The organism is Trichococcus sp. ES5 (assembly GCF_900067165.1).
Taxonomy (GTDB): Bacteria; Bacillota; Bacilli; order Lactobacillales; family Aerococcaceae; genus Trichococcus; species Trichococcus flocculiformis.
The window spans coordinates 502,632-525,668 of record NZ_FJND01000001.1 but is presented as its reverse complement, the minus strand read 5'-3'; the positions used below and the strand labels follow the sequence as shown (position 1 = coordinate 525,668).

The window sequence follows — 23,037 nt, the reverse complement described above, 5'->3', positions numbered from 1 at the left end:
CCGGCACGTATTCTGTATTGTCGGGGGAGTGAGTGTGGGATTCGACGAACTTCCAACATTTTTCATGAGTTGCCGGAAGACAGCAAAGCAAAAGGACAAAATGAAATGTTGGCCGAATTCCGGGAGAAGCCTTGCTCAACGGTATTCTTCTTTTGAAAGATATCGGATTTGCCGATGAGGAAATGTTCAACGCGAATATCGACGGGAAAACATGGGAATTCCGGCGAGGCATCCTCACCTTCAATTTCAGTGCCGTTCACGCAGAATTCCTCGTTGAGAACATCACCTTGTATTTTTTTGTCAGTAGTCGAAAAAAATTAGCCATCGTACAAATTTCATGTATAATAAGAAAGAATACTATAAAGGAAGAGGATAGAATACATATGATAACTTTAAAATCTGATCGCGAAATTCAAGCTATGGAAGAGTCCGGGGCAATCCTGGCTGGTATCCATGAGGAATTGCGCGGTTTTATCAAGCCGGGTTTGACGACGATGGAGGTCAACAACTTTGTGCAGGCGCGCATCGAAGTAGCTGGCGCCATCTGCGAACAGATCGGTTTCGAAGGATACGAGTATGCGACGTGCACGAGCGTCAACGACGAAATCTGCCATGGCTTCCCGGGCAAATATGTGCTGAAGGACGGCGATCTGATCAAGGTCGATACAGTCGTGAACTACAACGGTGCCATGTCCGATTCTTGCTGGAGCTATGTGGTCGGCGAGGCCACGCCGGAAGTGAAGCGTCTGATGGAAGTCACTGAAAAAGCCTTGTACTTGGGCATCGAGCAAGCAAAACCAGGCAACCGTGTCGGCGATATCGGCCATGCGATCCAGACTTATGTCGAAGGCGAAGGTTTCTCGGTCGTCCGTGAGTTCATCGGTCATGGTATCGGACCGACGATGCACGAAAGTCCATCCATTCCGCACTACGGTGATGCAGGTAAAGGGTTACGCCTGAAGGAAGGCATGACGATTACGATCGAGCCAATGGTCAACACAGGCGTTTGGAAGTCCAAAATGGATGACAACGGCTGGACAGCCCGCACAAAAGACGGCGGTCTGAGCTGCCAATTCGAGCATACTATCGCAATCACCAAAGACGGCGCGAAAGTATTGACGCAACAAAAATAATGAACACAGGGACAACTGGCATATTGTATCTTTTTTAGCCCATCTCACATTTTCTGGAGGGACATTTATGGAAGAAGAAATTTCATTAGGCGAGATATTCGCAATCCTGAAACAACGTATTTTTTTAATTACTATTTTGTCATTTTTGGGGCTTTCGGTTTCAGCTTTGTACACTTTTTTTGCAGTGACCCCGACTTATAATGCAACAACCCAAATGTTGGTGAATCGTAAGTCTGATACACTCAGTGAAATTCAGCTTGAGGACATCAATACGAATGTGCAGATGATCAGTACATACAAAGACATCATCAAAGGGCCAGTGATATTGAAAGAAGTCCAAGAAAAATTGGAGCCTAACTACAGCGTTGAGCAATTAGCCAGTATGATATCCATCAGCTCGAATTCAGATTCACAGGTATTTTCTTTGACAGTCACCACGACGAGTCCGACTGAAGCAGCCACCATTGCAAATGAGATTGCAGAGACCTTCCAAACAAGCATCGGAAAAATCATGAACGTCGAAAACGTCACGGTTATTTCGGAAGCCACCGTCAATCCCAATCCAATCTCGCCGAACGTGCCAATGAACCTAGTGCTAGGATTGTTGATAGGGGGCATGCTTGGTGTAGGCATCGCCTTCTTGCAAACTTTCATGGACAATACGTTGAAGGACAGCCAATTCATTTCGCAGAAGATCGGCTGGCTGGACCTCGGCGTCGTATCAGAGATAAAAAAGGAAGAATTCACAGCAATAACCCAGTTTAATGCGCTGGAAACGGCAAATGATCGAATCGGAGGCTAAGTCATGTTCAGAAGAAAAAACAGTCAACCATTGCAGCAAAGCGCTGCCATCACCATGGCGTTGCCGTCTGCTGCCATCTCTGAGCAGTTCCGTGTGCTTCGGACGAACATCCGTTTTTCCCTGATGGACACTAGTCTCCGTTCGCTTGCGATTACTTCGGCAAGCAATAATGTCGGCAAGTCAACTGTCGCCATCAACTTGGCCATCACAATCGCCCAACAAGGAAAACGTGTCTTGTTGGCCGACTGTGATTTCAGGCGACCGACCGTCCATGAACATTTCGCTCTTCCTAATGTGCATGGGCTGACGGACTTATTGAACAATCCGACAGGCGTTGTCCAGGATTATGTGCAAGCCACTAGATTGGCCGATTTGTCGGTCTTAACAGGCGGTCCTACGCCGCCAAATCCGGCAGAATTGCTTTCCAGCAGACGGATGATCCATTTGGAGAAGGAATTCGAGGAGCAATTCGACCTTATCATTTATGATACGCCGCCTCTTTTAGGGTTTGCGGATGCGCAGATTGTGGCTGGGCGTGCGGAGGGTACCATTTTTGTTGTTCAACATGGGGTTTCGACCAAGGCGGATACTGAGAAGGCCTCTGAAGCCTTAAAGCGGGTGAATGCTAATGTCTTGGGCGCAGTCTACAACCGCGTACCGGTCAATGCAGAAGATGCAAATCGTCACCATTATTATCAAACAAAAGTTAATCCAATATCCAAATAAAATGGAAATGGTTAGATAATAACAACGAGATTGGATATTCTGTTAATCAGTCAATTGTGGCGCATTATTCAGGGGAATTGAATCCACGAATCAAATAAACATGGTTGGAAAAGACTTTTTTTATTTATTTATAGTTATTTTAAATATGATATAGTACAATTAAAGAAGTTGACGAGCCTAGGATGTCATATCTAGGCTTTTTGTTTTCATACGAGAAAAAAATTTTTATAAAATAGATAGCGGGGGATTAATCATGGAGGAAGAAATATCTTTGTCTGAAATATGTTCAATATTAAGACAACGGGTCGGCAGAATCATCATTTGGAGCTTGTTGGGTCTATTGCTTACGGGTCTGTACACATTCTTTTTAGTCACGCCTACTTATCAATCAACTTCCAAAATCGTGGTGAATCAGACACAGAATGCGGAACAGGCGATCACGAACACGGACATCCAGACGAACTTGAGCCTGATCAACACGTATCAGGGCATCATTAAGGAACCGATCATTTTACAGGATGTCATCGCAAATACAGGGTCTGAGATTTCCTTGGAGCAGTTGCGAAATAAGATATCGGTTCAGACAGAAGCTGATTCACTTGTTTTCGGTGTTACCGTGACCGACGAAAATCCTTACACGGCCGCAGAATTGGCAAATGCGACTGCTAGTTCCTTCGAGCAAAAAATAGGCAGCATTTTGGATGTCAACAGTGTGACTATCCTTTCGGAGGCTGTCGCAAATACGAATGCCGTTTCACCCAATACACCCATGAATTTGGTGTTGGGACTTCTGGTCGGCATGATGATTGGGGTGGGCTTGGCCTTCTTGGCTGAATTCATGGATAAAACCGTAAAGGACGAAAGATTCATGGAACAGATGGGCTGGGTGAATTTGGGAGCCATTTTGCAGATGAGCGAAGAAGAGGTTGTTTCGACAAGATTCTCGCCAACAAAAGAAGAGCTGACGCGCAAGACAAACAGAAGGGTATAGGGGGGACATAGCATGTTTGGATCTAACAAAAGAAAAATCAAAAAATTGGATAGCCTGCAACGCAAAGGTTTGAGCCTTATTTCCATGATGAAGCCAAAATCAGTTATTGCGGAACAATACCGAACGATCCGCACCAATATCCAATTTTCGATGGTTGACCAGGATTTGAAATCGTTGGTGGTGACTTCTTCCGGTCCGTGGGAAGGGAAATCGACGGTCTCCGTAAATCTCGCTTCCGTTTTTGCCGATCAGGGGAAAAAAGTCCTTTTGGTCGATGCCGACTTGCGCAAGCCAACCTTGCAACGCACCTTTGGCTTGAACAACAGCGAAGGCTTGACTACGCTGTTGACTTCTCAGAACAAAGAAGCCGCTGATGTAATCAGCCAAATCGAAGGAACAAAATTGTTCGCTTTGCCGAGCGGTCCCATCCCACCGAATCCTTCTGAATTGTTGAACTCGAATCGGATGACTGCCCTTATCGGAAAGTTGGAGCAGGCTTTTGACATCATCATCTATGATATGCCGCCGATCACTTCCGTGACGGATGCGCAGATCATGTCCACGAAAACGGATGGCGTCATTTTCGTCATTCGCCATGGTGTTTCCCGAAAGGCTGCTGTCCATCATGCGAAGGAACTGTTGGAGATGGTAAATGCCAACATTCTGGGTGTCGTATTCAATGGTGTCGATTCAAACAGCTACAGTCCTTATGATTATTACGGCTATGGCTATGGCTATGGTTATGACGGTAAGAGCGAAGGTGGGGCCTGATGATCGATTTGCATTGTCATCTGCTGCCAGGCATTGATGATGGAGCCCGGACACTGGAGGATTCCTTGGCGATGGCTGAATTGGCTATTGCTGAAGGCATCACCCATATCCTTGTGACGCCGCACCATAAAAACGGCAGCTACGAAAATGTGAAAACTGTTATTGAAAAAAAGACGGCTGAGCTGCAAGCGGAGTTCGATAAACGCGATATTGCGCTGACCTTATTTCCTGGGCAGGAAGTGCGCCTAAACGGTGAATTGCTTACGGATGTATATAATGATGAAATTCTTTTTGCCGATTTAGATAATCAGTATCTTCTGATCGAATTTCCGACACTGTCGATTCCACACTATGCGGAATCGCTTTTTTTTCAGTTGCATCAGAAAGGCATCACGCCTGTCATCGTCCATCCTGAGCGCAACCAAGCCGTCATCGCAGATCCGAATACATTGTTGCCGTTCATTGAGAGAGGTGCACTGGCACAGCTGACTGCGAGTAGCTATGTCGGTATCTTCGGGAAGGAAATTGCGGAGCTCAGTAGCAGGCTGATCGAAGCGAATCTGGTGCATATCATCGCATCGGATGCGCACAACACGAGAGGGCGGTCTTTCCATATGCGAGAAGCTTTCGTTAAGTTGGAAGCTGAATTCGGGGGTGAAAGAGTGTTGGATTTCCAACAGAATGCTAAAGCTATTATTAATGGGGATATGGTCCAGACAGCAGTCCCTATGGAGGTCCTTCATAAAAAACAGAGATTCGGATTTTTAAAGAAGCGGTGGGGAAGATAGGCGAAGCTTAACTTATCCAGAAAAAGGCAGCTCAACGAAATAGTCCGTCAAGTGGTTTTAAATTTTGTCGAATCGGGTAGTGCCAAAAATTCTATGGAAACTGCCATGAACAATGAGGTGATGTGCAAAACTTAGCCCTGCTATTCAAAGTTGGGTGAAACAAACGCTCTTGACAACCGAGCCAATGGTTTCTTCCTGTGCCGTCAAGGGCGACGGTATACAAAAGGAGCAGCACAAAGTAGCCCTTGGCTTAAAAAATTTTAAACCATTGGCTTTTCGGATTGTAAAGAGTACGCTCCGCCGTTTGTTTAGTTTATTGGTTCTCTCTTTTTTAGAGGGCTCCGGTGCCAAAAGTTAAGGGGTTTGGTCCATCAGCCAATCTTGGGATAAAGAGATTAATTTTGTCCATTTACCTGGCATGTTGGGCATCTTATCCAGCTCGGGAATCAGCACTGGTACCTTCTTTTCCAAGGCAGCGTGCGGCCTTAAAAAGTTGAAGTAGACACAGAATAAGGTCACGAAAGAGACTGATCCCTGTTGGGATCCGAAGCCGGTGGTCGCTCTGTAATTGCCTTTGAACGTCCGATTCAACCGTTCGATGATTTGCTTTAAAGGGCGATATTCCTTTGACACTGGATCATTATTTGTAAGTCCGATTACTTGCTTCACATCAAAGGGGATGCCGTGCTGGGCATAATAGTGTTGAGCCAGAAGATAGATCGGATTGCCGTCGACGATAAAAATCAAGTCTTCCGGTATCTGGGGCATCTTTTTGAATACTTCGCGCAAGGCGTAAATAGCAGATTCTGTATCGCGGTTTGGCGAAACATAATTCGACAGAATAATTTTATTGACCGCATCAAAGAAGAAAAATAAATAGTTCCAACGACCACTCACCCGGATGTAGGTTTCATCTCCGCAGAATTGATCGGATAATTCGTAAGGGTAGTTCTCCAAAAAGGGCTTCAGAATAACAGATGTGCTGGACGCGTAATTGAGTATGGTTTGGCCTGTAATTTTAACATTATGTACGTCGTACATAAGTGCCGCTGTTTTTCTGGCGGAAAGGCCATAATTCACATGATAAGTGAGTATCAATCCCAACGTGTAAGGGGAACAATGAATATTGGCCAGATTAACTTTCGGCTGAATGATCGAGTCCTTCGAAATGGGTTCAAAAACAATATTGAATTGGCGGAATAGATAATGCATCTTAAATTGGTGCGGTTGCTTTTCGAATAAGTCTTTTTCTTCGGCTGTTAGTCCCTGTAGTCTTCTCAAGTAATAAGGACAATCCGCTCTTTTACATTTATATACATCAAATCCGTTGCGGTCCTTCACTTTTTCTAACGGATGCGTACAATGCGGGCACTTTAAAATGGCTGCTTTGGAGAAATGATTTTTAGGACTGAATAAAGCATCGCAAACTTTACAGTTGCATTGGCCTTTGGGGCCATTATTGGCGTAGAGGTAGTCCGAGGGAGCGTTGCAGCGTGGGCAGGTTGTATTGAGGTCTAGGTTGATTTTAACGCCATTGCGGCGTTGAATGGGCTGGAGAACCTTCCCAGTTTTTTCGAAATGAGTTTGGAGAAGCAGATGATAGTCCAACTTTTCAACTTTTTCGATCAAAGGCAGTTCATCGACTTTGAGCTTCTGGTAATTTAAATTATCCGGAGCAGTTAACTGAGGCATACGGGAATTTTGCGTCAACAGGATTACTAGCTTCATTAACGCAAGAATAATCATTCGTTGACGCTTGATAATATCAACTAAATAGGTTAATAATAGAGGTAGCAACTTGTCATCTTCCTTTCTTTTGGGGAAATAGTGCGGTGTAGTTACCATCACTATTAACCAAAAATTGGGGGGTGGCAAGTTTTTTTTGTCGTTAACCCCGTTAAATCAACGAAAAAATACAAAATTGAACGTCTGGCAGAGCTAAACTTTGACAGTACGCGCTTGAAATCAGGAGGGAAAACATGGAGGAAGAAATATCATTAGGTGAAATTTTTGCAATATTGAAGCAACGACTCGGCTCGATTATTGTGTGGAGTCTGGCAGGTGTGTTGTTGGCTGCGCTTTACACATTCTTTTTAGTTACACCATCTTACCAATCAACATCCAAAATTGTAGTGAATCAAACACAGAATGCTGAACAGGCTATCACAAATACGGACATACAAACTAACTTGAATCTGATCAATACGTATCAGGGCATCATCAAAGAGCCAATTATATTGGAGGATGTCATCACGAATACAGGCTCCGATTTGACTGTTTCGGAGTTGCGCAACAAGTTGACCGTCCAGACTGAAGACACTTCTTTGGTTTTCGGTATCACGGTAACGGACGAAAATCCGTTTAAGGCAGCTGAATTGGCGAATGCAACTGCAGTTTCTTTCGAACAAAAAATCGGCAGCATCCTGGACGTGAACAGCGTTACGATCTTGTCCCAAGCAGTCGCGAATCCGAATCCGGTATCTCCGAACACGCCGATGAATCTCGTGCTTGGTTTGTTGGTCGGTATGATGATCGGTGTAGGGCTGGCATTCTTGGCTGAATTTATGGACAAGACCGTCAAAGACGAAAAATTCATCGAGCAATTGGGCTGGTCGAATTTAGGATCCGTTTTGCAGATGTCCGAAGAAGAGTTGTCGGCTACACGTTTTGTTCAAGCAACACCTGATGTAAAGTCGCGTAAAGCCAAAAGACGCATATAGGAGACGATAAGATATGTTTGGATCAAGCAGAAAGAAGATCATGAAGTTGGACAGCCAACAACGTAAAGGTCTAAGTCTAATCTCAAAATTGCGGCCGAAATCCGTTATCGCTGAGCAATATCGGATCATCCGTACAAATATACAATTTTCAATGATCGACCGCGATGTGAAATCCATCGTCATGACATCATCCGGTCCATGGGAAGGGAAATCAACTACATCCGCAAACTTGGCATCGGTTTTTACCGACCAGGGCAAATGGGTTCTGTTGGTGGATGCCGACCTGCGCAAACCGACTGTGCAACGCACGTTCGGGCTGAGCAATATCGTGGGCTTGACGACCCTGTTGAGCTCACCGGAACAAGAACTTACTGAGGTTATCCAACAGGTGACCGGAACAGACTTGTATGTTTTGACAAGCGGACCGATTCCGCCGAATCCATCGGAATTGTTGAACTCGAATCGGATGAACATACTGATGAAGCGATTTGAGGACATGTTCGACATCATCATTTATGATATGCCGCCGGTGACATCCGTAACGGATGCGCAGATCATGGCAGCAAAAGCGGACGGTGTTGTATTCGTGATCCGTCACGGCGTTTCACATAAAGATTCCGTACTGAATGCGAAAGAACTGTTGGAAATGGTGAACGCGAACATATTGGGCGTGGTTTTCAATGGTGTAGAGAAGAAAACTGATTATTCCTACTACGGTTATGGTTATACAAACGAGGGGGAAGCGGAGTGATCGATCTTCATTGTCATCTGTTGTCTGGTGTCGATGACGGAGCTCGAACATTGGATGATTCCTTGGCGATGGCCCAACAAGCCGTTGCCGAAGGAATCTCCCACATCCTTGTGACGCCGCATCATAAAAACGGCAAATATTTGAACCCAAAAGAGGCTGTCATGGAAGCTACAGCAGCTCTGCAAACTGAATTGGATGACCGGGGAATCGGTCTGACGCTTTATCCTGGACAAGAACTCCGCATCAACGGAGAAATACTGGAAGATATCGAGAAAGGGGATATTTTATTCATCGACGACGAATCACAATATTTGTTGATTGAATTCCCGACCATGTCGATACCGCATTTTACAGAATCATTATTTTTTAAACTACGACAAAAAGGCATCACGCCGGTCATCGTTCATCCGGAACGGAATCAGGCGATCATTGATGATCCAAATATATTGCTTCCTTTCATTGAAAGGGGCGCGTTGGCACAAGTTACTGCGAGCAGCTATGTCGGTGCCTTCGGTAAAGAAATAGCGAAACTCAGCAACCAACTGATCGAAGCAAACCTTGTGCACATCCTTGCATCGGATGCCCATAACACACGCGGAAGAGGTTTTCATTTCCGGAAAGCTTTCGCTAAACTTGAAGCAGAATTCGGACCCGAGAAAGTCGCTTATTTCAAACAGAACGCAAAAGATCTTTTCAACGGAGACGTCGTCCATACGGAGGATCCGTCTGAAGTATATCAAAAGAAAAAAAGATTCCGATTGTTCGGCAAGTGAATATGCGTAAGTCCTAAGCCCGGGGAACAAAGCAGTTTGTTCTCCGGGCTTTTTTTTAAATATTTTTAATGCTCAGCCATTTGAATTATTTCTGTTGTGTTACTAATTCCTTAAGCGTCTTGATTGTTCATCAGTTTATTGATAATATTATTAAGATTCTATGACAAGTGCCTCGGATAGACAGTTGGGCTTCTTTTTGCATGGACTAAGAGATTTTATATAGTTATGTTCAACAAAATACTTGATGAACGAGTATTGCTGGCTAGAACAGGGCAGACCAGGAGCAATCCTGAAAAACAATTGTTTTATGCATAAATATTCATTCAAGAGAAAGAGGAACGCATAATGAATGAAACCAGAAAAAACAGACAAGGGAGAAAAAGGGTATGGAAGGTCATCTTTTCCATTCTGATGGTTGCGATGGTCGGTGTCGTTGCATACTTTTTTAAGGCTTATTCCGACATCGGCAGCACCGCAGAATCGATCTACAACGAGGTGAGTGTAGTCGAAATGCGGGAAGAATCGATCGAAGTAGAGACGGCAACGCAGCCGATTTCGTTCTTGTTGCTGGGAGCTGACACGGGTACTGCTGAAGAAGAGCGCACGGAAACAGGACGCAGCGACACGATCATCGTCTGCACAGTGAATCCGAACACAAAGACAACAACACTTTTGAGCATCCCGCGCGATAGCTACGCGGAAATCGTCGGATACAGCGATGTGTACGATTATTACGGTGACTACTATGACAAGATGAACCATGCGTATGCTTTTGGCGGTACGGAAATGTCCATCAATACGGTCCAGGAATTTTTGAATGTTCCGATCGATTATTACGTTGAAGTGAACTTTGACGGACTGACGGACATCGTTGATGCCATCGGCGGTGTCGAAATCACGAGTCCGCTGACGTTCGATTTCTATGGTCCGCAATTCATCGAGGGAGAAACAAGGATCCTGAACGGTTTCGAAGCGCTGCAATTCTCGCGGATGAGAAAACAGGATCCGGAAGGCGACCTCGGCAGACAGAAACGCCAACAGATGGTTATCAAAGCCATCTTGGATAAAGTCTTGACGATGGGAACGGTCGTGAACTATAAAAATATCCTGGCCACTTTGGAAGACAATGTCCAATTAAATATGTCATTGGACGAAATCCTTTCCATCGCCAGCGGGTACCGCAAATCAATGGAGAATTTCCAACAATTCTATGTTGAAGGCGAAGAAGTCTACATCGACGAAATTTATTACTATTACGTAAATCCGGAAGAACGGTTGCGCTTGTCCAACATCCTACGGGCTGAGTTGGAATTGCCGGAAGTGACAATCGAAGAGATCTCGACATCGGACAGTGAGCCGTATTATGATACTCAATCTTCCGCGACGGATTCTTCCTACACGGATACGACATACGATTCGTCCACGTACGGACAAACTGATGTCTACACGCCGAACTATTCCGATCCGTATATCGAAGAAGAAACGTATACCGAAGATTACTATTATGAAGAGCCTGTCCAGGACGACACCTATTACGAAGAAGAAATCTATGACTCGGCTTATTAAGATGAGTCATTTGATCAGTAAGCGGTGTAAATAAAGAGTACGAAAAAGATGGAAGGATGGGCAGACTGCCCATCCTTTTTCTGTGGAATGGCTTGTATGATCAGGTTTTGGCATTTTTCAGTCGCGGCTGCGTCTTTGACTGGCGGAGAGCCGGAATAGCCCGCCAAAAGCACCTTGGCGGGTAAATTGGATGCGAATATTCAGCGGAAAACCCGCCAAATGTGGTTTGGCAGTTTATTCTGCAGCTGCACCGTTCCCTTTTCCCCGCCGCAGCCCGTTTGGCGGGTTAATTGGGAACCAATCCACCAAAAATACATCGTCACGCCCAAGTGACGACCCCGAGATCCCCTCCAAACCATCAATCCGCCTTTACAATTTTGTTAAGATTGTTATTTTTCCTTTTTCATTCCGGTTAATTGACTTATACTAGAGGGTAATGGGCAAACTGCGCACATTTTGGGGCGCAACGTCAGCCAATACATCCTGCAGAGGCAGGATCGGGAGGAGGACCTAGGGTGAAACCAATGGTCAGCATCATCGTGCCGGTCTACAACGCGGCACCTTACTTAAACCAATGCGTCGATAGCTTAACCAACCAGACGCTGAAGGAAATCGAAATCATACTGATAAACGACGGTTCGACGGATGACAGTCTGGCTGTCTGCGTGGCGCTCTCCGCCACAGACGACCGGATCCGCATGATCGATAAACCAAACGGTGGCGTGTCGGAAGCGCGCAACGATGGCCTGCGCGCAGCGACGGGTGAGCATGTGGGCTTCGTCGATCCGGATGATTGGGTGGACGCGGACATGTACGAACGCATGCTTGCGACACTTACGGCAGCGCAAGCGGACATCTGCATGTGCAATTATGTCAAAGAGACGAAGGAAGGCACCGATTCAGTCCTGATGAAACAAACCGGGGTCATTGAAGAGGATGCGATCCTCGGCGATATCGTGGCGAATGTCATCGCCAAACCGAGCTTCAAAAGCGGGGAAACGGATATCATGGGCAGCGTCTGCCGCCTTTTGATCAAGCGCGAACTGCTTGAGAACGAGAATATCTGGTTCGACAAGGAAGTCGCCTTCATGGAAGACTTGCTCGTCTGCGTCGAATCTTTCCTTAAGAGTGAGCGCATCGCCATCGATGCCGGTACCCACTACCATTACCGCGTCCACGAGAGTTCGGTCGTTAATTCCTACAAAAAAGCTTTCCATGAACGCCAAATCCATGCTTTCCGTAAGCTGCAGGCGCTGTTGGAGCGCGAAGGCAAGGCGGACGAATTGGCCCAGCGCCTGGATATGCGCTATATCATCATCGCTTTGCTGTCGCTGGCGAATGAGGCGCACAAAAGCAATCACCAGCCGATGGGCGCAAAGATCAAGAATATCACCGCCATCCTGAAAGATCCGGTACTCAAAGCGATCCTCACCCGCTTGGATTTGAGCGAAGCCGAATCGCGGAAGAAACTGGAGCTGACCTTGATGAAGAAGGAAGCCAGCGTTGCGCTCTATCTTTACTACAGCCTGTTCAACCGAATCAAGGCTGCAATGGGGAAAGGCTAAACTATAGCTGTCCATAGAAAAGTATGAGGAGAGGGGATCGACGAGTGAAGACTATCTGTTTATTTTCTCCAGGCATCCTGCCGGTTCCTGCCGTCAAAGGCGGAGCGATCGAGACTTTGCTGGAGTTGTTGATCGAACAGAATGAAATAGAAAAGAAAGTGCGCTTTTTGGTCGTTTCCATCCACGACGAGGAGGCCGAAGCGCGCAGCCAGAAATACAAGCAGACGGATTTCATCTACATCAAGCGCAACCTCTTGTTTGCGGGCGCCTACAAAGCGGTCAAGGTATTGATGAGGAAACTGTTCAAAATCCGCTTTTCGCGCCCGAACCTGTATTATTGGTTGGGGGTGCGCAAAGTGTTGGCCGCCAAGCCGGATGCGGTGGTCGCTGAAGGCGGGGATTACGCCGTTTTCAAGCAATTCGCGCAGGCGCTCGGAAAGGAAAACGTCTTTCTGCATCTGCACCATCATCTGCGCGGAGATGCCGAACTGGACAGCGTATTCGGGGAAGTGTTGACGGTCAGCCGTTTCGTCAAGGACGAATGGCTGGCGACCTCCAGCATGGATTCCGGACAGGTGACGGTGCTGCCGAATGCGATCGACAACGATCGTTTTGCGGACAGCCTCAGCAGCGAAGAAAAAACAGCCTTGCGCAAGGACCTGGGGCTTTCTCCCACTGATTTCGTGGTCTTGTTCTGCGGGAGGGTCATCCCGGAAAAAGGGGTCAAGGAACTGATTCTGGCATTGGAAAAAGTCGCTGATCCGACCGTGAAGCTGCTCATCATGGGCAGCCCGAATTTTGCCTTGAAGGACAAATCGGACTATCTGGAAGAGGTTGAGGCATTGGTGAAGAAGAACGCCGATCGGATGGTGTTCACGGGATATGTCGCCAACGCAGAGACCTATCGCTTTTATGCCATCGCCGATGTCGTGAGCGTGCCGACCCTGATCGAAGAGGCGGCCGGCTTGGTCGTCCTCGAAGCAATGGCGGTAGGCAGACCGCTGATCGTAACGAATTCGGGAGGAATCCCCGAGTATGCGACGCCGGAATTGGCGATGATCCTGGAACGCAACGCTGATTTGGTCAGCAAACTGGCGGACAGCATCACTACCCTCAAGGAAAACGAGACATTACGCAGCCAAATGGCAAAAAATGCCAAGGAACGCTCACTGCGTTACACGAAGGAAGTTTTCTACACCGATTTCGTGGACCGTTTCAAGGACAGATAAAAGGGTATCGGCCGGAAAGGCTCCCCCCTGAATAAGGAGGAATCATCAAAATTCATGAATAAAGAAAAAACATTATCCATCAACATGATCGCCAGCATCGTAACCTTGGTGCTCAACCTGGGGATCAACTTTTTCCTCTCCGATTACATCGTCAATAACATCGGGGTGGAAGCTTACGGGTTCGTGAACCTCGCGAATTCGATGGCCAACTATGCGGTCATCATCACGGTCGCGCTGAACTCGGTCGCGGGCCGATTCATCACGATCGCTTACCATAAGGACGACAAGAAAGAAGCCAATCAATATTTCAATTCAGTCCTGATGGCGAACATCGTCATGGCCGTCTTGTTCGCGGTGCTCGGTCTGTTTGTGGTCACGAACTTGGATAAACTGATCAACATTCCGGCTGAATTAGTCGTGAGTGTGAAACAATTGTACACACTGGTTTTCCTCAACTTTATGCTGTCGATCATCAGTACCGTCTTCACAGTGGCGACGTTCATCACGAATCGTCTCTATATCAGCAGTTTGATCAATGCCGTTTCCTATACGCTGAAGGCGATCCTTTTCATAGTATTCTTCTCTGTGTTGCCGACAACCGTGGCGATCGTCGGGTTGGTGATGCTGATCTGCACGGCTTTTGTTCTTATATCAAACATTCATTATACGCGCAAATTGGTGCCCGACATCAAGATCCGGCCGCTTGATTTTTCAATGGCGAAAGTCAAAAAACTGTTCGCTTCCGGTGTCTGGAGCAGCATCAGCAGCCTGAGCCAAACGCTATCGGACGGACTGGACCTCCTGATCAGCAACCTGTTCATCAGTTCCATCGCGATGGGGCAACTTTCCGTAGCAAAAACATTGAGCAATATCCTGAACCAAGTCGTTGCGAGCATTTCCAATCTCTTTGCGCCGCAGTTGACTTATCATTACGCGAAGAATGACATCAAGAGTTTGTTGGTGGAATTGAGGCAGAACATGCTTTTGACCTCGGCCTTCGCGAATATCCCGGCTGCGATTCTCGTTGCCTTCGGTCATGAGCTGATCCAATTGTGGGTGCCGACGCAGGACGCGGACATGATTTATGTACTGCTTTTGCTGACGATTTTTCCGTTCTTGGATTCTCCGCCGATCACGGGGATGTACAACGTCTTCCTGATCACGAACCGTTTGAAGATGAATTCGCTGTTCTGGTTCTGCATCAGCATATTTGATGTCATGCTCGTTTTTCTTTTGCTGAACACGACCGATCTGGGGATACTGGCGATCGCCGGTGTCAGCACGTCGGTGGGTTTCATCGCCAATATGACCTTCATGCCGATCTATGCCGCAACCTGTCTGAAGCAGAAAAAGACGATTTTTTATCCGATCATTCTGCGTTACTTTGCCGTAACCGTGCTGATGGTCCTGACGTTTGTCGGGGTGAAATTGGTAGTGCCGGCGATCGATGGTTGGCCCGCATTGGGTGCAGCAGCTGTCGGCTGCGGTATTGTGGGCTTGGTGATCAACTACTTCTTGCTGTTCGGCAAAGCTGAACGCGACAAATTGCAGCTGCTTGTATCCAGTAAATTATTGAAGAGGGGAAAAAACTGATGAGAGAAATCACGATCGTAACCGGCTTTTTTGATATTGGCCGCGATAAATATGCGTTCTATTCAAGAAGCGTAGAAAAATATTTGGACTACTTCCGATTTTGGGCACGGATCCAAAATCAGATCGTCGTCTATACGACGCCGGAACTGGCTCCGAAAGTGATAGAAATCCGCGGCGAATTCGGCTTGGCCGACAAGACCGTCGTCATCGAAGTCGAAGATGTGTTTGAGGTTGAACCTGCCCTTTATGAACGCATGGCTGCCGTCGAACTGAAGCCTGATTTCCATCAGTTCCGGGCGAATGCCGATCCGGAGTGGCCGGACAACAAAGCCAATTACGACTACATCATGCTGATGAAATACTGGTGTTTGTATGATGCGGTCGAGAAGGGCTTGGCAACAGGCATGCTGGCATGGCTCGACTTCGGCTTCAACCACGGTGGCAAGAGCTTCAGTGATGCCGCCGACTTCGACTACTTATGGCAAACGGATCTGGATGACAAAATCCACCTGTTCAGCTTGAGCGATCCGAACAAGATCCATGCCGGGTTCCAGTTGCAGTTCCTTTCCGAGTGCCTGATGGGCGCGCCGGTCATCCTGCCTGACAGTTTGGCTGATGATCTGTGGAACTTGACCAAAAAAGCGATGGAAGCATTAGTGATGCTGGATTGCATCGATGATGACCAACAATTGCTGATGATGTCCTATCGCGAGCGGCCGGAAATTTTCGATGTCCATCTTTCCGACTGGTTCATGCCGATGAAGGAATACGGCGGCCAGCACCTGAAGATGGTTGAAAAGGTCGAAGAAAAACGTTCTTTCCTGGCCGAAATCAAATTGAAGCTCTATTTCATCAAGCGCCGATTGTTGTTCTGCAAACGCATTTATGACGCAGCCAAGCGCTACAAAGTCTAAATTTTTAAAATGCAATCCGGCAGACAAACAAGCAGCCGAAGAAAGGAATTAGCATGAGCAGATTAATCAGTATTATCGTACCGGTCTATAAAGTGGCCGATCTCCTGCCGCGTTGTGTGGATTCTGTGTTGGCACAGACGTACAGCGACTGGGAACTGATCTTGGTCGATGACGGTTCGCCGGATAACAGCGGCGACATTTGCGAAGATTACGCCAAGCGCGACAGCCGCATCCACGTCATCCACAAACCGAACGGTGGTCTGTCGGACGCCCGGAATGCCGGCATACCGACCGCCAAGGGACGCTACCTGACGTTCCTTGACAGCGATGATTGGATAAACGAGCGCTATTTGGAGAATTTGCTTCAGATTCTCGATGAATCGGATGCGGATGTCTCAGCCTGCAATTTCCTGCGCACAGCGACGGAAACGTTGCCGGAACGGACGGAGGAGCCGAAGACCTTCAGCTTCACCAGCCGACAGGCGTTGGATCACATCATCCATTTCGGCGCGTTCCATGAGCAGATGGTTGTCGCCTGGGGCAAGCTTTACAAAGCGGAACTGTTCGAAGGGATCCGTTATCCCGTCGGCAGGATCCACGAAGATGAGTTCACGACCTACAAGCTGTTGGACAAAGCCGGGAAGATTGCTTTCACAACTGAGCCGTTGCTTTATTACTGGCAGCGCGCAGACAGCATCATGGGCGAAGGCTTCAAGCTGAAGAACAAGCTGGATTATTTGGATGCCCTGAAGGAGAGGGCGGCCTATTTCCATGCGTACGGACAGTCGGACTACAGCGACAAGAGCTACCGGTCCTTATTCACCGAATCCTTGGCGGCCATCCTGACGTTGGATGCGCAAAATGATGCAGACGGGAAAAAAGCAGTCATCGAAAAGTTGGCTGCAGCCCGTCAAGCGCTCAAAGCGAGCGGGAAGCCGAAGCTGAACAGTCTTTATGCAGTATTTTTGGCATTTCCGAACGTCGCGACCCCCGTCTATAAGGTGATCAAAACCATCAAAAAGTGAACAAAAACAAGCCATCTGCTTGAGCGAATCCGAAAGGGTTCTCCAAGCTGGATGGCTTTTTTAGGTGTTTAGCGTAAATAACTGCTTTTAAGACTAGATGTCAGACCAAGTAATCCTCTATGTAGAGGCCTAGTGAGTAAACGCCGTCATTATACCCATCGGTAAGATAAACGTACCCGTCCAGATAGTCCGCATGAGAGATGTGGTGCATCGACTCATCATTCCATCCTCCATCGAAGCTGGCTGTGACGGCAGTACTCATGATATCAACGTCGACATCTGTCGTTGAGAAGTTGGAAAGTTTAACCCAATAGGTGTACTCTCCATACATCCCACCGCCAGGGTGAACTTGAACCGGCATGATGATGTAGTCATCGTAAATGAACGGGTTTCCCGCACTCCGGTAGCTATATTCATCACCGGTACCAATCAGGATGTCCTCTTGCCATACCCACTGATCGTTCCGCCAATCACCTGATGTATTGTGGTAAAGGGAGAGATTCATATATGGTGCTTCTGCGGTAGTCATATACCAGACATCGTCGATCATGAAGATGTTCGTGTCAGAAAAGGTTCCTTGCAGCAATGTGGAATAGTAGGTCCAATTGTTCGGGAAGTCGGTTGTGGTATAAATATTTATATCATCAGCGATATCCGGAACCATGTAATAGTTGTTCTCGTAAGTGAATATGTTTGGATAAGCTGCCCGAACGCCTTGTAGGGAAGGACCGATGACGACTTGACCGTAAGTCCAATTAATCAGATCAGCACTCCAGACATATCCAACCTCATCAGCGGTCAAACCAGTTGAGGCATTGTAACCACCGATGATTTCGAAGAAGATGTAGTAGATGCCGTTATCAAGGTAAATGAATGGGTCGGCGATTCCGGACTGGCCAGTGCGGTCCGTCACAATCGAAGTCGTCAGAATCGGATTCATAATATTCGGGAACGGCACTGCGACAGGCGGAGAGATGGACTGCTGCAGATCGGTGTAAAGTCCGATCGTGTAGATACCATCGTTCATTCCATCCACTATGTAAATATTTCCGGTTCCGAACGTCGCATTCGAGATATGATGCATCGCGTCACTATTCCAAGCTTCATTCTTCTGCGCCTCTACTGCAAGTCCGAGATTGATGACAGATACGGTCGTCGGGGACAGATTGGACAATTGGTACCAATACGTGTATTCGCCGTAGCGGCCGTCAGTCGGCGTGACTTGAATCGGCAGGACAACGGCTCCATCATAGTAGAATGGATTACCGGCCGTCCGCAGATCGGATTCGGTTGCGGTAGCCGTAATGATCGATCCTTGCGGATGCAGTGTCCAGCTATTGTTGCGCCAATCACCGGAATTGTTGTAGTAGAGAGAAAGGCTATCATACGGTTGATCAGTGACGGCTAGATACCAGATGTCATCCTCTACAAAGACGAGTGGGTCGACGAAATTGCCGCTCAAGAGCGTTCCGTACAATTCCCAACCTAATGGGAAAGAAGAAGCTTTATAAACATTCACATCTCCGCTCAGATCCGGTACCATATAGTACTCATCTTGATACATAAAGACATAAGGTGAAGCGACATTTGTGCCAGTGGTATCGACTCCCAACACCACTTGAGTGTAATTCCATTGTTGCAGATCGTTGCTCCATGCATGTCCAATTTCGTCAGCCGTTACACCCGTAGTCGGGTTGTAGGCTTGAATAGTATTGAAGAACACATGATAGGTGCCGTCATCCAAGACGATGTATGGGTTAGCAATCCCTTGGTTTGCCACTCTGTCCGTGATGCTGGCGATGGACAGAATAGGATTCTTCACGCTGTAATACAAGGAGATATCTTCCATAGTCAAAGGAGCAGTTGGGTCAGTAGGATCAGTTGGGTCAGTAGGATCAGTAGGATCTGTAGGATTTGTGGTGGTAGCGCCCTTGAAGATTCCGATGCTGTATTCATTATTGTTCCAATTGTACCCGTCAGTCGCGTAGTAGAAGCCATCCCCTACAGCGATATAGGAAATGTGATGCATCGCATCGCCGTTCCATTCGTCGTTGTATTGGGAAATGACGGCTGTGCCTTTGTTCGTAACAGTGACGGTCGTTGGCGACAAATTGGATAATTCGTACCAGGTCGTGTATTCCCCGTAGATGTTGTTGGATTTAGGGGTAACTTCCACTGGGATCACAACGGAATTATCATAGATGATCGGCATCCCGCCGTTCCGCAGTCCGCCTTCTGTAGTTGTTTCAGGAAGGATCTGGCTGCTGGAATGCAGTACCCAGCTGCTGTTGCGCCAATCCCCGGAAGTATTGTAGTAAAGCGATAGGCTGTTGTAAGGCAATTCAGAAACGGTCATGTACCAGATGTTGTCCATCGAGAAGACCAATGGATCGACGAAATTGCCGGATAACAGTGTGCCGTACAGTTCCCATTCGAGCGGGAAGGAGGATGCTTGATAAACATTGACATCGCCGGCACGGTCAGGGACCATATAGTAGGTGTCTTCATATTCCATCACGTAAGGGGATGCGGCTCTTGTTCCGTTGGTTTCTTCGCCAAGGACGATCTGTGTGTAGGTCCAGTTGATCATATCTGTGCTGTAGGCATGCCCGATTTCATCGGCTGTAGCTTGCGTATCCGGATTGTATCCGAGGATGACGTCGAAGAACATGTGGTAAACGCCGTCTTCGAAGACGATGTACGGTTCCGCAACGCCGAGCTGTCCAGTCCGGTCGGTCACCATATCTTTGGTGATCAGCGGATTTTCAGCACCTGCGATTGCAGACAAGTCCACCGGTACGGTTGGAACTGCAGTCGGATCCATCGGATCAACCGGGTCGATAGGGTCAGTCGGGTCGATAGGATCAACCGGGTCGATAGGATCAACCGGGTCGATAGGATCAACCGGGTCGATAGGATCAGTCGGGTCGATAGGATCAACCGGGTCGATAGGATCAACCGGGTCGATAGGATCAACCGGGTCGATAGGATCAACCGGGTCGATAGGGTCAGTCGGAATCACCGGATCTTGGGAATCCGAAGGGTCGGAGCCTGTGAATAAGCCGATGCTGTATTCGTTGTTGTTCCAGTTGTATCCGTCAGTCGCATAGTAGTAACCAGTTTCTGCTGCAACATAGGAAATATGGTGCATCGCATCGCCGTTCCACTCGTCATTGTATTGCGAGATGACGGCATTGCTTCTTCTGGTTACGGTGACAGTAGTCGTTGACAAGTTGGACAGTTCGTACCAGTCTGTGTATTCTCCGTAAATATTGTTGGATTTCGGAGTGACTTCGACCGGAATGATGACTGAATTTTCGTAGATGAAGGCATTGCCTGCATTACGGAGTCCGCCTTCCGTTGATGTTTCAGGAAGGATCTGGCTGCTGGAATGCAGTACCCAGCTGCTGTTGCGCCAATCCCCGGAAGTATTGTAGTAAAGCGATAGGCTGTTGTAAGGCAATTCAGAAACGGTCATGTACCAGATGTTGTCCATCGAGAAGACCAATGGATCGACGAAATTGCCGGATAACAGTGTGCCGTACAGTTCCCATTCGAGCGGGAAGGAGGATGCTTGATAAACATTGACATCGCCGGCACGGTCAGGGACCATATAGTAGGTGTCTTCATATTCCATCACGTAAGGAGATGCGGCTCTTGTTCCGTTGGTTTCTTCGCCAAGGACGATCTGTGTGTAGGTCCAGTTGATCATATCTGTGCTGTAGGCGTGTCCGATTTCATCGGCTGTGGCTTGCGTATCCGGATTGTATCCGAGGATGACGTCGAAGAACATGTGGTAAACGCCGTCTTCGAAGACGATGTACGGTTCCGCAACGCCGAGCTGTCCGGTTCGGTCGGTCACAATATCTTTTGTAATGATTGGATTGGTAGTCCCCGAAGTCGGATCTAATCCTGTTAATTCGCTCACGCTCGTCAAAGCTGCAACGGCAGCGATAGCTTCTTCAACAGCAACTTCTGCTGAAATAGGATCCTTAGTTTCTAGTTGAGTTTCTGAAGGATTTTCCGTGTCAGTTTCAACAGAGGGCATCATTTGGTTTTCAACCGGATCAGTATTTAGTGTGGGTATTTCGGTTGCTGGGACTTCAGTAATCAAAGGCGTTTGGGTTTCCGTTGTTGCAAGGGCCGGGAGCTCATCTATGGGAACTGTTTCTCCAAAGGTAGCTTCAGGTACAAGTAATTGTGTAGCTTGTGTTGGCTCTTCTGTTGATGCCTTTACGATAGGCATATTACCCAATAAGGTAACTATTAGTAGGAGAGGAGCCAGCAAAAGGTACCTTTTTTTCATATTTAGCTCTCCTTTAATATGCTAAAATTGAATGAAGGGATATTGTTTACTGTTTAAATATGCTGGCACTCTGTAAATAATGAGATGTTACTTGATATTCTGCATTTTTTCACCTTCATTTCAGGGGGACGGGTGCAATGGACTTTCCTAATATATTTTACAATAATTGAAATAAGTTTACAAATAATAACCTGAATTATTCATAGATTTTCAGAAAACGTCTTGAAACGTTAGTCTTCCAACATATTTTGTCTTTCCAGTTCACACCCAAAAGGTGTGAAAAAAGAACCCCAATCTGTTATGGTTAATGTACGACCAACAACCAAAGAAAGGGGTTCTCTCAATGGCAACTTTACACGAAAATACGCTAAACTTCAACAAAAAAATGACGGTTACAAATACTGGAGGTAATCTCTCCACGGATGCTGGTCTCATTTTGGTTAAAGAATTCCTTTATTCAATCGGATTCGAACAGTTGATGGAGAAAGAGCTTCATTTTCAAGACTCCCGTCTTTCACCTACACATTCGAATGAAACCATCCTTGAACAATTGATTTTCCAATTAATTGCAGGCTATGATACCGATGCATCTGCCAACATCTTACGTCATGATCCTTTCTTCCAGCAGATGCTTGAAAAAAGTACATTGGCTTCACAACCTTCGCTTTCGCGTTTTTGGGATCGCATTAGTGAGAGTCCCGATGCGCTTTTGCAGCTACAAGCGCTCAATCAAGCGATTCTGGATAAGGTACGCATACAACGTAATGCAACAGAACTGGTTTTGGATTTGGATTCCACATATAGTGACACATACGGCGATCAAGAAGAAACGGCCTTTAACACACATTATCAAACAACCGGTTATCATCCGCTCGTTGCCTTTGATGGTCTGACCAAGGACTTTCTGAAGGCGGAACTGCGTTCCGGAAACACATACTGCTCAACCGGGGCAGCCGATTTTTTGAATCCGCTTCTTGAACACTATAATCAGACCGTTCCAGTCAGCATCATTCTTGTCCGCGCAGATAGTGGCTTTGCAGCGCCGGAACTGTATGACCTCTGTGAAGAAAAAGAGCATCAGTACGTCATTCGGCTCAAACGGAATGCCCGCTTGCATAAGTTCGCGGAACAGTTTGTTCAAGTTGGGGATGAGACCGAATGGAGTCAGAAGGAAGAGCATTTCTACTCCATTCGCTACCAAGCCGGCACTTGGAAGCATGATCGTAGGGTTTGCATTCGTTCTGTCAGGGAAGCAAATGAACTGATTTTCCACCATGAATTCATTATCACCAATCTATCCGATGTTGTCTCGACTGAACAAGTCTACCAAACGTATTGGAAGAGAGGTACGATGGAGAATTTCATCAAGGAAGCCAAGAATGGC

The 23,037-nt window shown here is 47.1% G+C and carries 19 protein-coding genes; 16 read left to right on the top strand and 3 right to left on the bottom strand.

Annotated elements, in window-relative coordinates; all coding sequences use genetic code 11:
* Positions 1-62 precede the first annotated feature (62 nt).
* Entirely contained in the window at positions 63-260 is a 198-nt protein-coding gene (locus tag TES5_RS02235) for a hypothetical protein (protein ID WP_068559268.1), read from the bottom strand.
* Positions 261-383: 123 nt separating this feature from the next.
* On the opposite strand from TES5_RS02235, the gene map reads away from it, so the two are divergent.
* From map to TES5_RS02205, 6 genes are all read left to right on the top strand, one after another.
* A complete protein-coding gene (gene map / locus TES5_RS02230) occupies positions 384-1,133 on the top strand; it encodes a type I methionyl aminopeptidase (RefSeq protein WP_068559266.1) in 750 nt (249 codons plus the stop codon).
* A 67-nt stretch (positions 1,134-1,200) separates the two neighbouring features.
* Positions 1,201-1,935: a YveK family protein gene (locus TES5_RS02225; RefSeq protein WP_068559264.1), complete on the top strand. Its 735-nt coding sequence runs from the start codon at positions 1,201-1,203 to the stop codon at positions 1,933-1,935.
* A 3-nt stretch (positions 1,936-1,938) separates the two neighbouring features.
* On the top strand, positions 1,939-2,661 hold the full coding sequence (locus TES5_RS02220; protein WP_068559262.1) for a CpsD/CapB family tyrosine-protein kinase: 723 nt from the start codon (positions 1,939-1,941) through the stop codon (positions 2,659-2,661).
* Between the two features lie 253 nt (positions 2,662-2,914).
* The gene (locus TES5_RS02215; RefSeq protein ID WP_068559260.1) at positions 2,915-3,652 is read left to right on the top strand and encodes a YveK family protein; all 738 of its coding nucleotides are present in this window, start codon (positions 2,915-2,917) and stop codon (positions 3,650-3,652) included.
* A gap of 12 nt (positions 3,653-3,664) precedes the next feature.
* On the top strand, positions 3,665-4,423 hold the full coding sequence (locus tag TES5_RS02210) for a CpsD/CapB family tyrosine-protein kinase (RefSeq protein WP_068559258.1): 759 nt from the start codon (positions 3,665-3,667) through the stop codon (positions 4,421-4,423).
* Entirely contained in the window at positions 4,423-5,211 is a 789-nt protein-coding gene (locus tag TES5_RS02205; RefSeq protein WP_068559256.1) for a tyrosine-protein phosphatase, read from the top strand. Before TES5_RS02210 ends, TES5_RS02205 begins: the two co-directional genes overlap by 1 nt.
* Positions 5,212-5,565: 354 nt before the next feature.
* On the opposite strand, the gene TES5_RS15495 is transcribed toward TES5_RS02205, so the two are convergent.
* Complete coding sequence (locus TES5_RS15495) at positions 5,566-6,939, bottom strand: DDE-type integrase/transposase/recombinase (RefSeq protein WP_232309257.1); 1,374 nt, start codon at positions 6,937-6,939, stop codon at positions 5,566-5,568.
* A 251-nt stretch (positions 6,940-7,190) separates the two neighbouring features.
* Here TES5_RS15495 and TES5_RS02195 point away from each other — a divergent pair, with 251 nt between their 5' ends.
* From TES5_RS02195 to TES5_RS02155, 9 genes are all read left to right on the top strand, one after another.
* Positions 7,191-7,931: a YveK family protein gene (locus TES5_RS02195; RefSeq protein ID WP_068559253.1), complete on the top strand. Its 741-nt coding sequence runs from the start codon at positions 7,191-7,193 to the stop codon at positions 7,929-7,931.
* Between the two features lie 13 nt (positions 7,932-7,944).
* Positions 7,945-8,682, top strand: a complete 738-nt coding sequence (locus tag TES5_RS02190; RefSeq protein ID WP_068559251.1) for a CpsD/CapB family tyrosine-protein kinase — start codon at positions 7,945-7,947, stop codon at positions 8,680-8,682.
* Complete coding sequence (locus tag TES5_RS02185; RefSeq protein WP_068559249.1) at positions 8,679-9,455, top strand: tyrosine-protein phosphatase; 777 nt, start codon at positions 8,679-8,681, stop codon at positions 9,453-9,455. Before TES5_RS02190 ends, TES5_RS02185 begins: the two co-directional genes overlap by 4 nt.
* A gap of 345 nt (positions 9,456-9,800) precedes the next feature.
* Complete coding sequence (locus TES5_RS02180) at positions 9,801-11,021, top strand: LCP family glycopolymer transferase (protein WP_068559247.1); 1,221 nt, start codon at positions 9,801-9,803, stop codon at positions 11,019-11,021.
* 524 nt (positions 11,022-11,545) lie between these two features.
* A complete protein-coding gene (locus TES5_RS02175; protein ID WP_232309265.1) occupies positions 11,546-12,586 on the top strand; it encodes a glycosyltransferase family 2 protein in 1,041 nt (346 codons plus the stop codon).
* A 44-nt stretch (positions 12,587-12,630) separates the two neighbouring features.
* The gene (locus tag TES5_RS02170) at positions 12,631-13,815 is read left to right on the top strand and encodes a glycosyltransferase family 4 protein (protein ID WP_068559244.1); all 1,185 of its coding nucleotides are present in this window, start codon (positions 12,631-12,633) and stop codon (positions 13,813-13,815) included.
* A gap of 54 nt (positions 13,816-13,869) precedes the next feature.
* Positions 13,870-15,408 carry a lipopolysaccharide biosynthesis protein gene (locus TES5_RS02165; protein ID WP_068559242.1) on the top strand — a complete coding sequence of 513 codons (1,539 nt, stop codon included), beginning with the start codon at positions 13,870-13,872 and terminating at the stop codon, positions 15,406-15,408.
* Positions 15,408-16,322, top strand: a complete 915-nt coding sequence (locus TES5_RS02160; RefSeq protein ID WP_068559240.1) for a WlaTC/HtrL family glycosyltransferase — start codon at positions 15,408-15,410, stop codon at positions 16,320-16,322. The genes TES5_RS02165 and TES5_RS02160 overlap by 1 nt, the downstream gene beginning before the upstream one ends.
* A gap of 53 nt (positions 16,323-16,375) precedes the next feature.
* Positions 16,376-17,347 (top strand): glycosyltransferase family 2 protein, encoded by a 972-nt coding sequence (locus tag TES5_RS02155; protein ID WP_068559238.1) that lies wholly within the window; start codon positions 16,376-16,378, stop codon positions 17,345-17,347.
* A 100-nt stretch (positions 17,348-17,447) separates the two neighbouring features.
* On the opposite strand, the gene TES5_RS15490 is transcribed toward TES5_RS02155, so the two are convergent.
* A complete protein-coding gene (locus TES5_RS15490; protein WP_068559236.1) occupies positions 17,448-21,653 on the bottom strand; it encodes a glucosamine inositolphosphorylceramide transferase family protein in 4,206 nt (1,401 codons plus the stop codon).
* Between the two features lie 343 nt (positions 21,654-21,996).
* On the opposite strand from TES5_RS15490, the gene TES5_RS02145 reads away from it, so the two are divergent.
* Positions 21,997-23,037, top strand: a 1,041-nt coding sequence (locus TES5_RS02145) for an IS1380 family transposase (RefSeq protein WP_232309256.1), incomplete at its 3' end; no start/stop codon positions are given.

Excerpts from the sequence above, each read along its gene's own strand:
- TES5_RS15495 (WP_232309257.1), bottom strand. The coding sequence starts at position 6,939 with ATGAAGCTAGTAATCCTGTTGACGCAAAATTCCCGTATGCCTCAGTTA.
- TES5_RS02180 (WP_068559247.1), top strand. The coding sequence starts at position 9,801 with ATGAATGAAACCAGAAAAAACAGACAAGGGAGAAAAAGGGTATGGAAG.
- TES5_RS02165 (WP_068559242.1), top strand. The coding sequence starts at position 13,870 with ATGAATAAAGAAAAAACATTATCCATCAACATGATCGCCAGCATCGTA.
- TES5_RS02190 (WP_068559251.1), top strand. The coding sequence starts at position 7,945 with ATGTTTGGATCAAGCAGAAAGAAGATCATGAAGTTGGACAGCCAACAA.
- TES5_RS02195 (WP_068559253.1), top strand. The coding sequence starts at position 7,191 with ATGGAGGAAGAAATATCATTAGGTGAAATTTTTGCAATATTGAAGCAA.
- TES5_RS15490 (WP_068559236.1), bottom strand. The coding sequence starts at position 21,653 with ATGAAAAAAAGGTACCTTTTGCTGGCTCCTCTCCTACTAATAGTTACC.
- TES5_RS02215 (WP_068559260.1), top strand. The coding sequence starts at position 2,915 with ATGGAGGAAGAAATATCTTTGTCTGAAATATGTTCAATATTAAGACAA.
- TES5_RS02160 (WP_068559240.1), top strand. The coding sequence starts at position 15,408 with ATGAGAGAAATCACGATCGTAACCGGCTTTTTTGATATTGGCCGCGAT.
- TES5_RS02205 (WP_068559256.1), top strand. The coding sequence starts at position 4,423 with ATGATCGATTTGCATTGTCATCTGCTGCCAGGCATTGATGATGGAGCC.
- TES5_RS02220 (WP_068559262.1), top strand. The coding sequence starts at position 1,939 with ATGTTCAGAAGAAAAAACAGTCAACCATTGCAGCAAAGCGCTGCCATC.
- TES5_RS02155 (WP_068559238.1), top strand. The coding sequence starts at position 16,376 with ATGAGCAGATTAATCAGTATTATCGTACCGGTCTATAAAGTGGCCGAT.
- TES5_RS02225 (WP_068559264.1), top strand. The coding sequence starts at position 1,201 with ATGGAAGAAGAAATTTCATTAGGCGAGATATTCGCAATCCTGAAACAA.
- map (WP_068559266.1), top strand. The coding sequence starts at position 384 with ATGATAACTTTAAAATCTGATCGCGAAATTCAAGCTATGGAAGAGTCC.
- TES5_RS02210 (WP_068559258.1), top strand. The coding sequence starts at position 3,665 with ATGTTTGGATCTAACAAAAGAAAAATCAAAAAATTGGATAGCCTGCAA.
- TES5_RS02175 (WP_232309265.1), top strand. The coding sequence starts at position 11,546 with ATGGTCAGCATCATCGTGCCGGTCTACAACGCGGCACCTTACTTAAAC.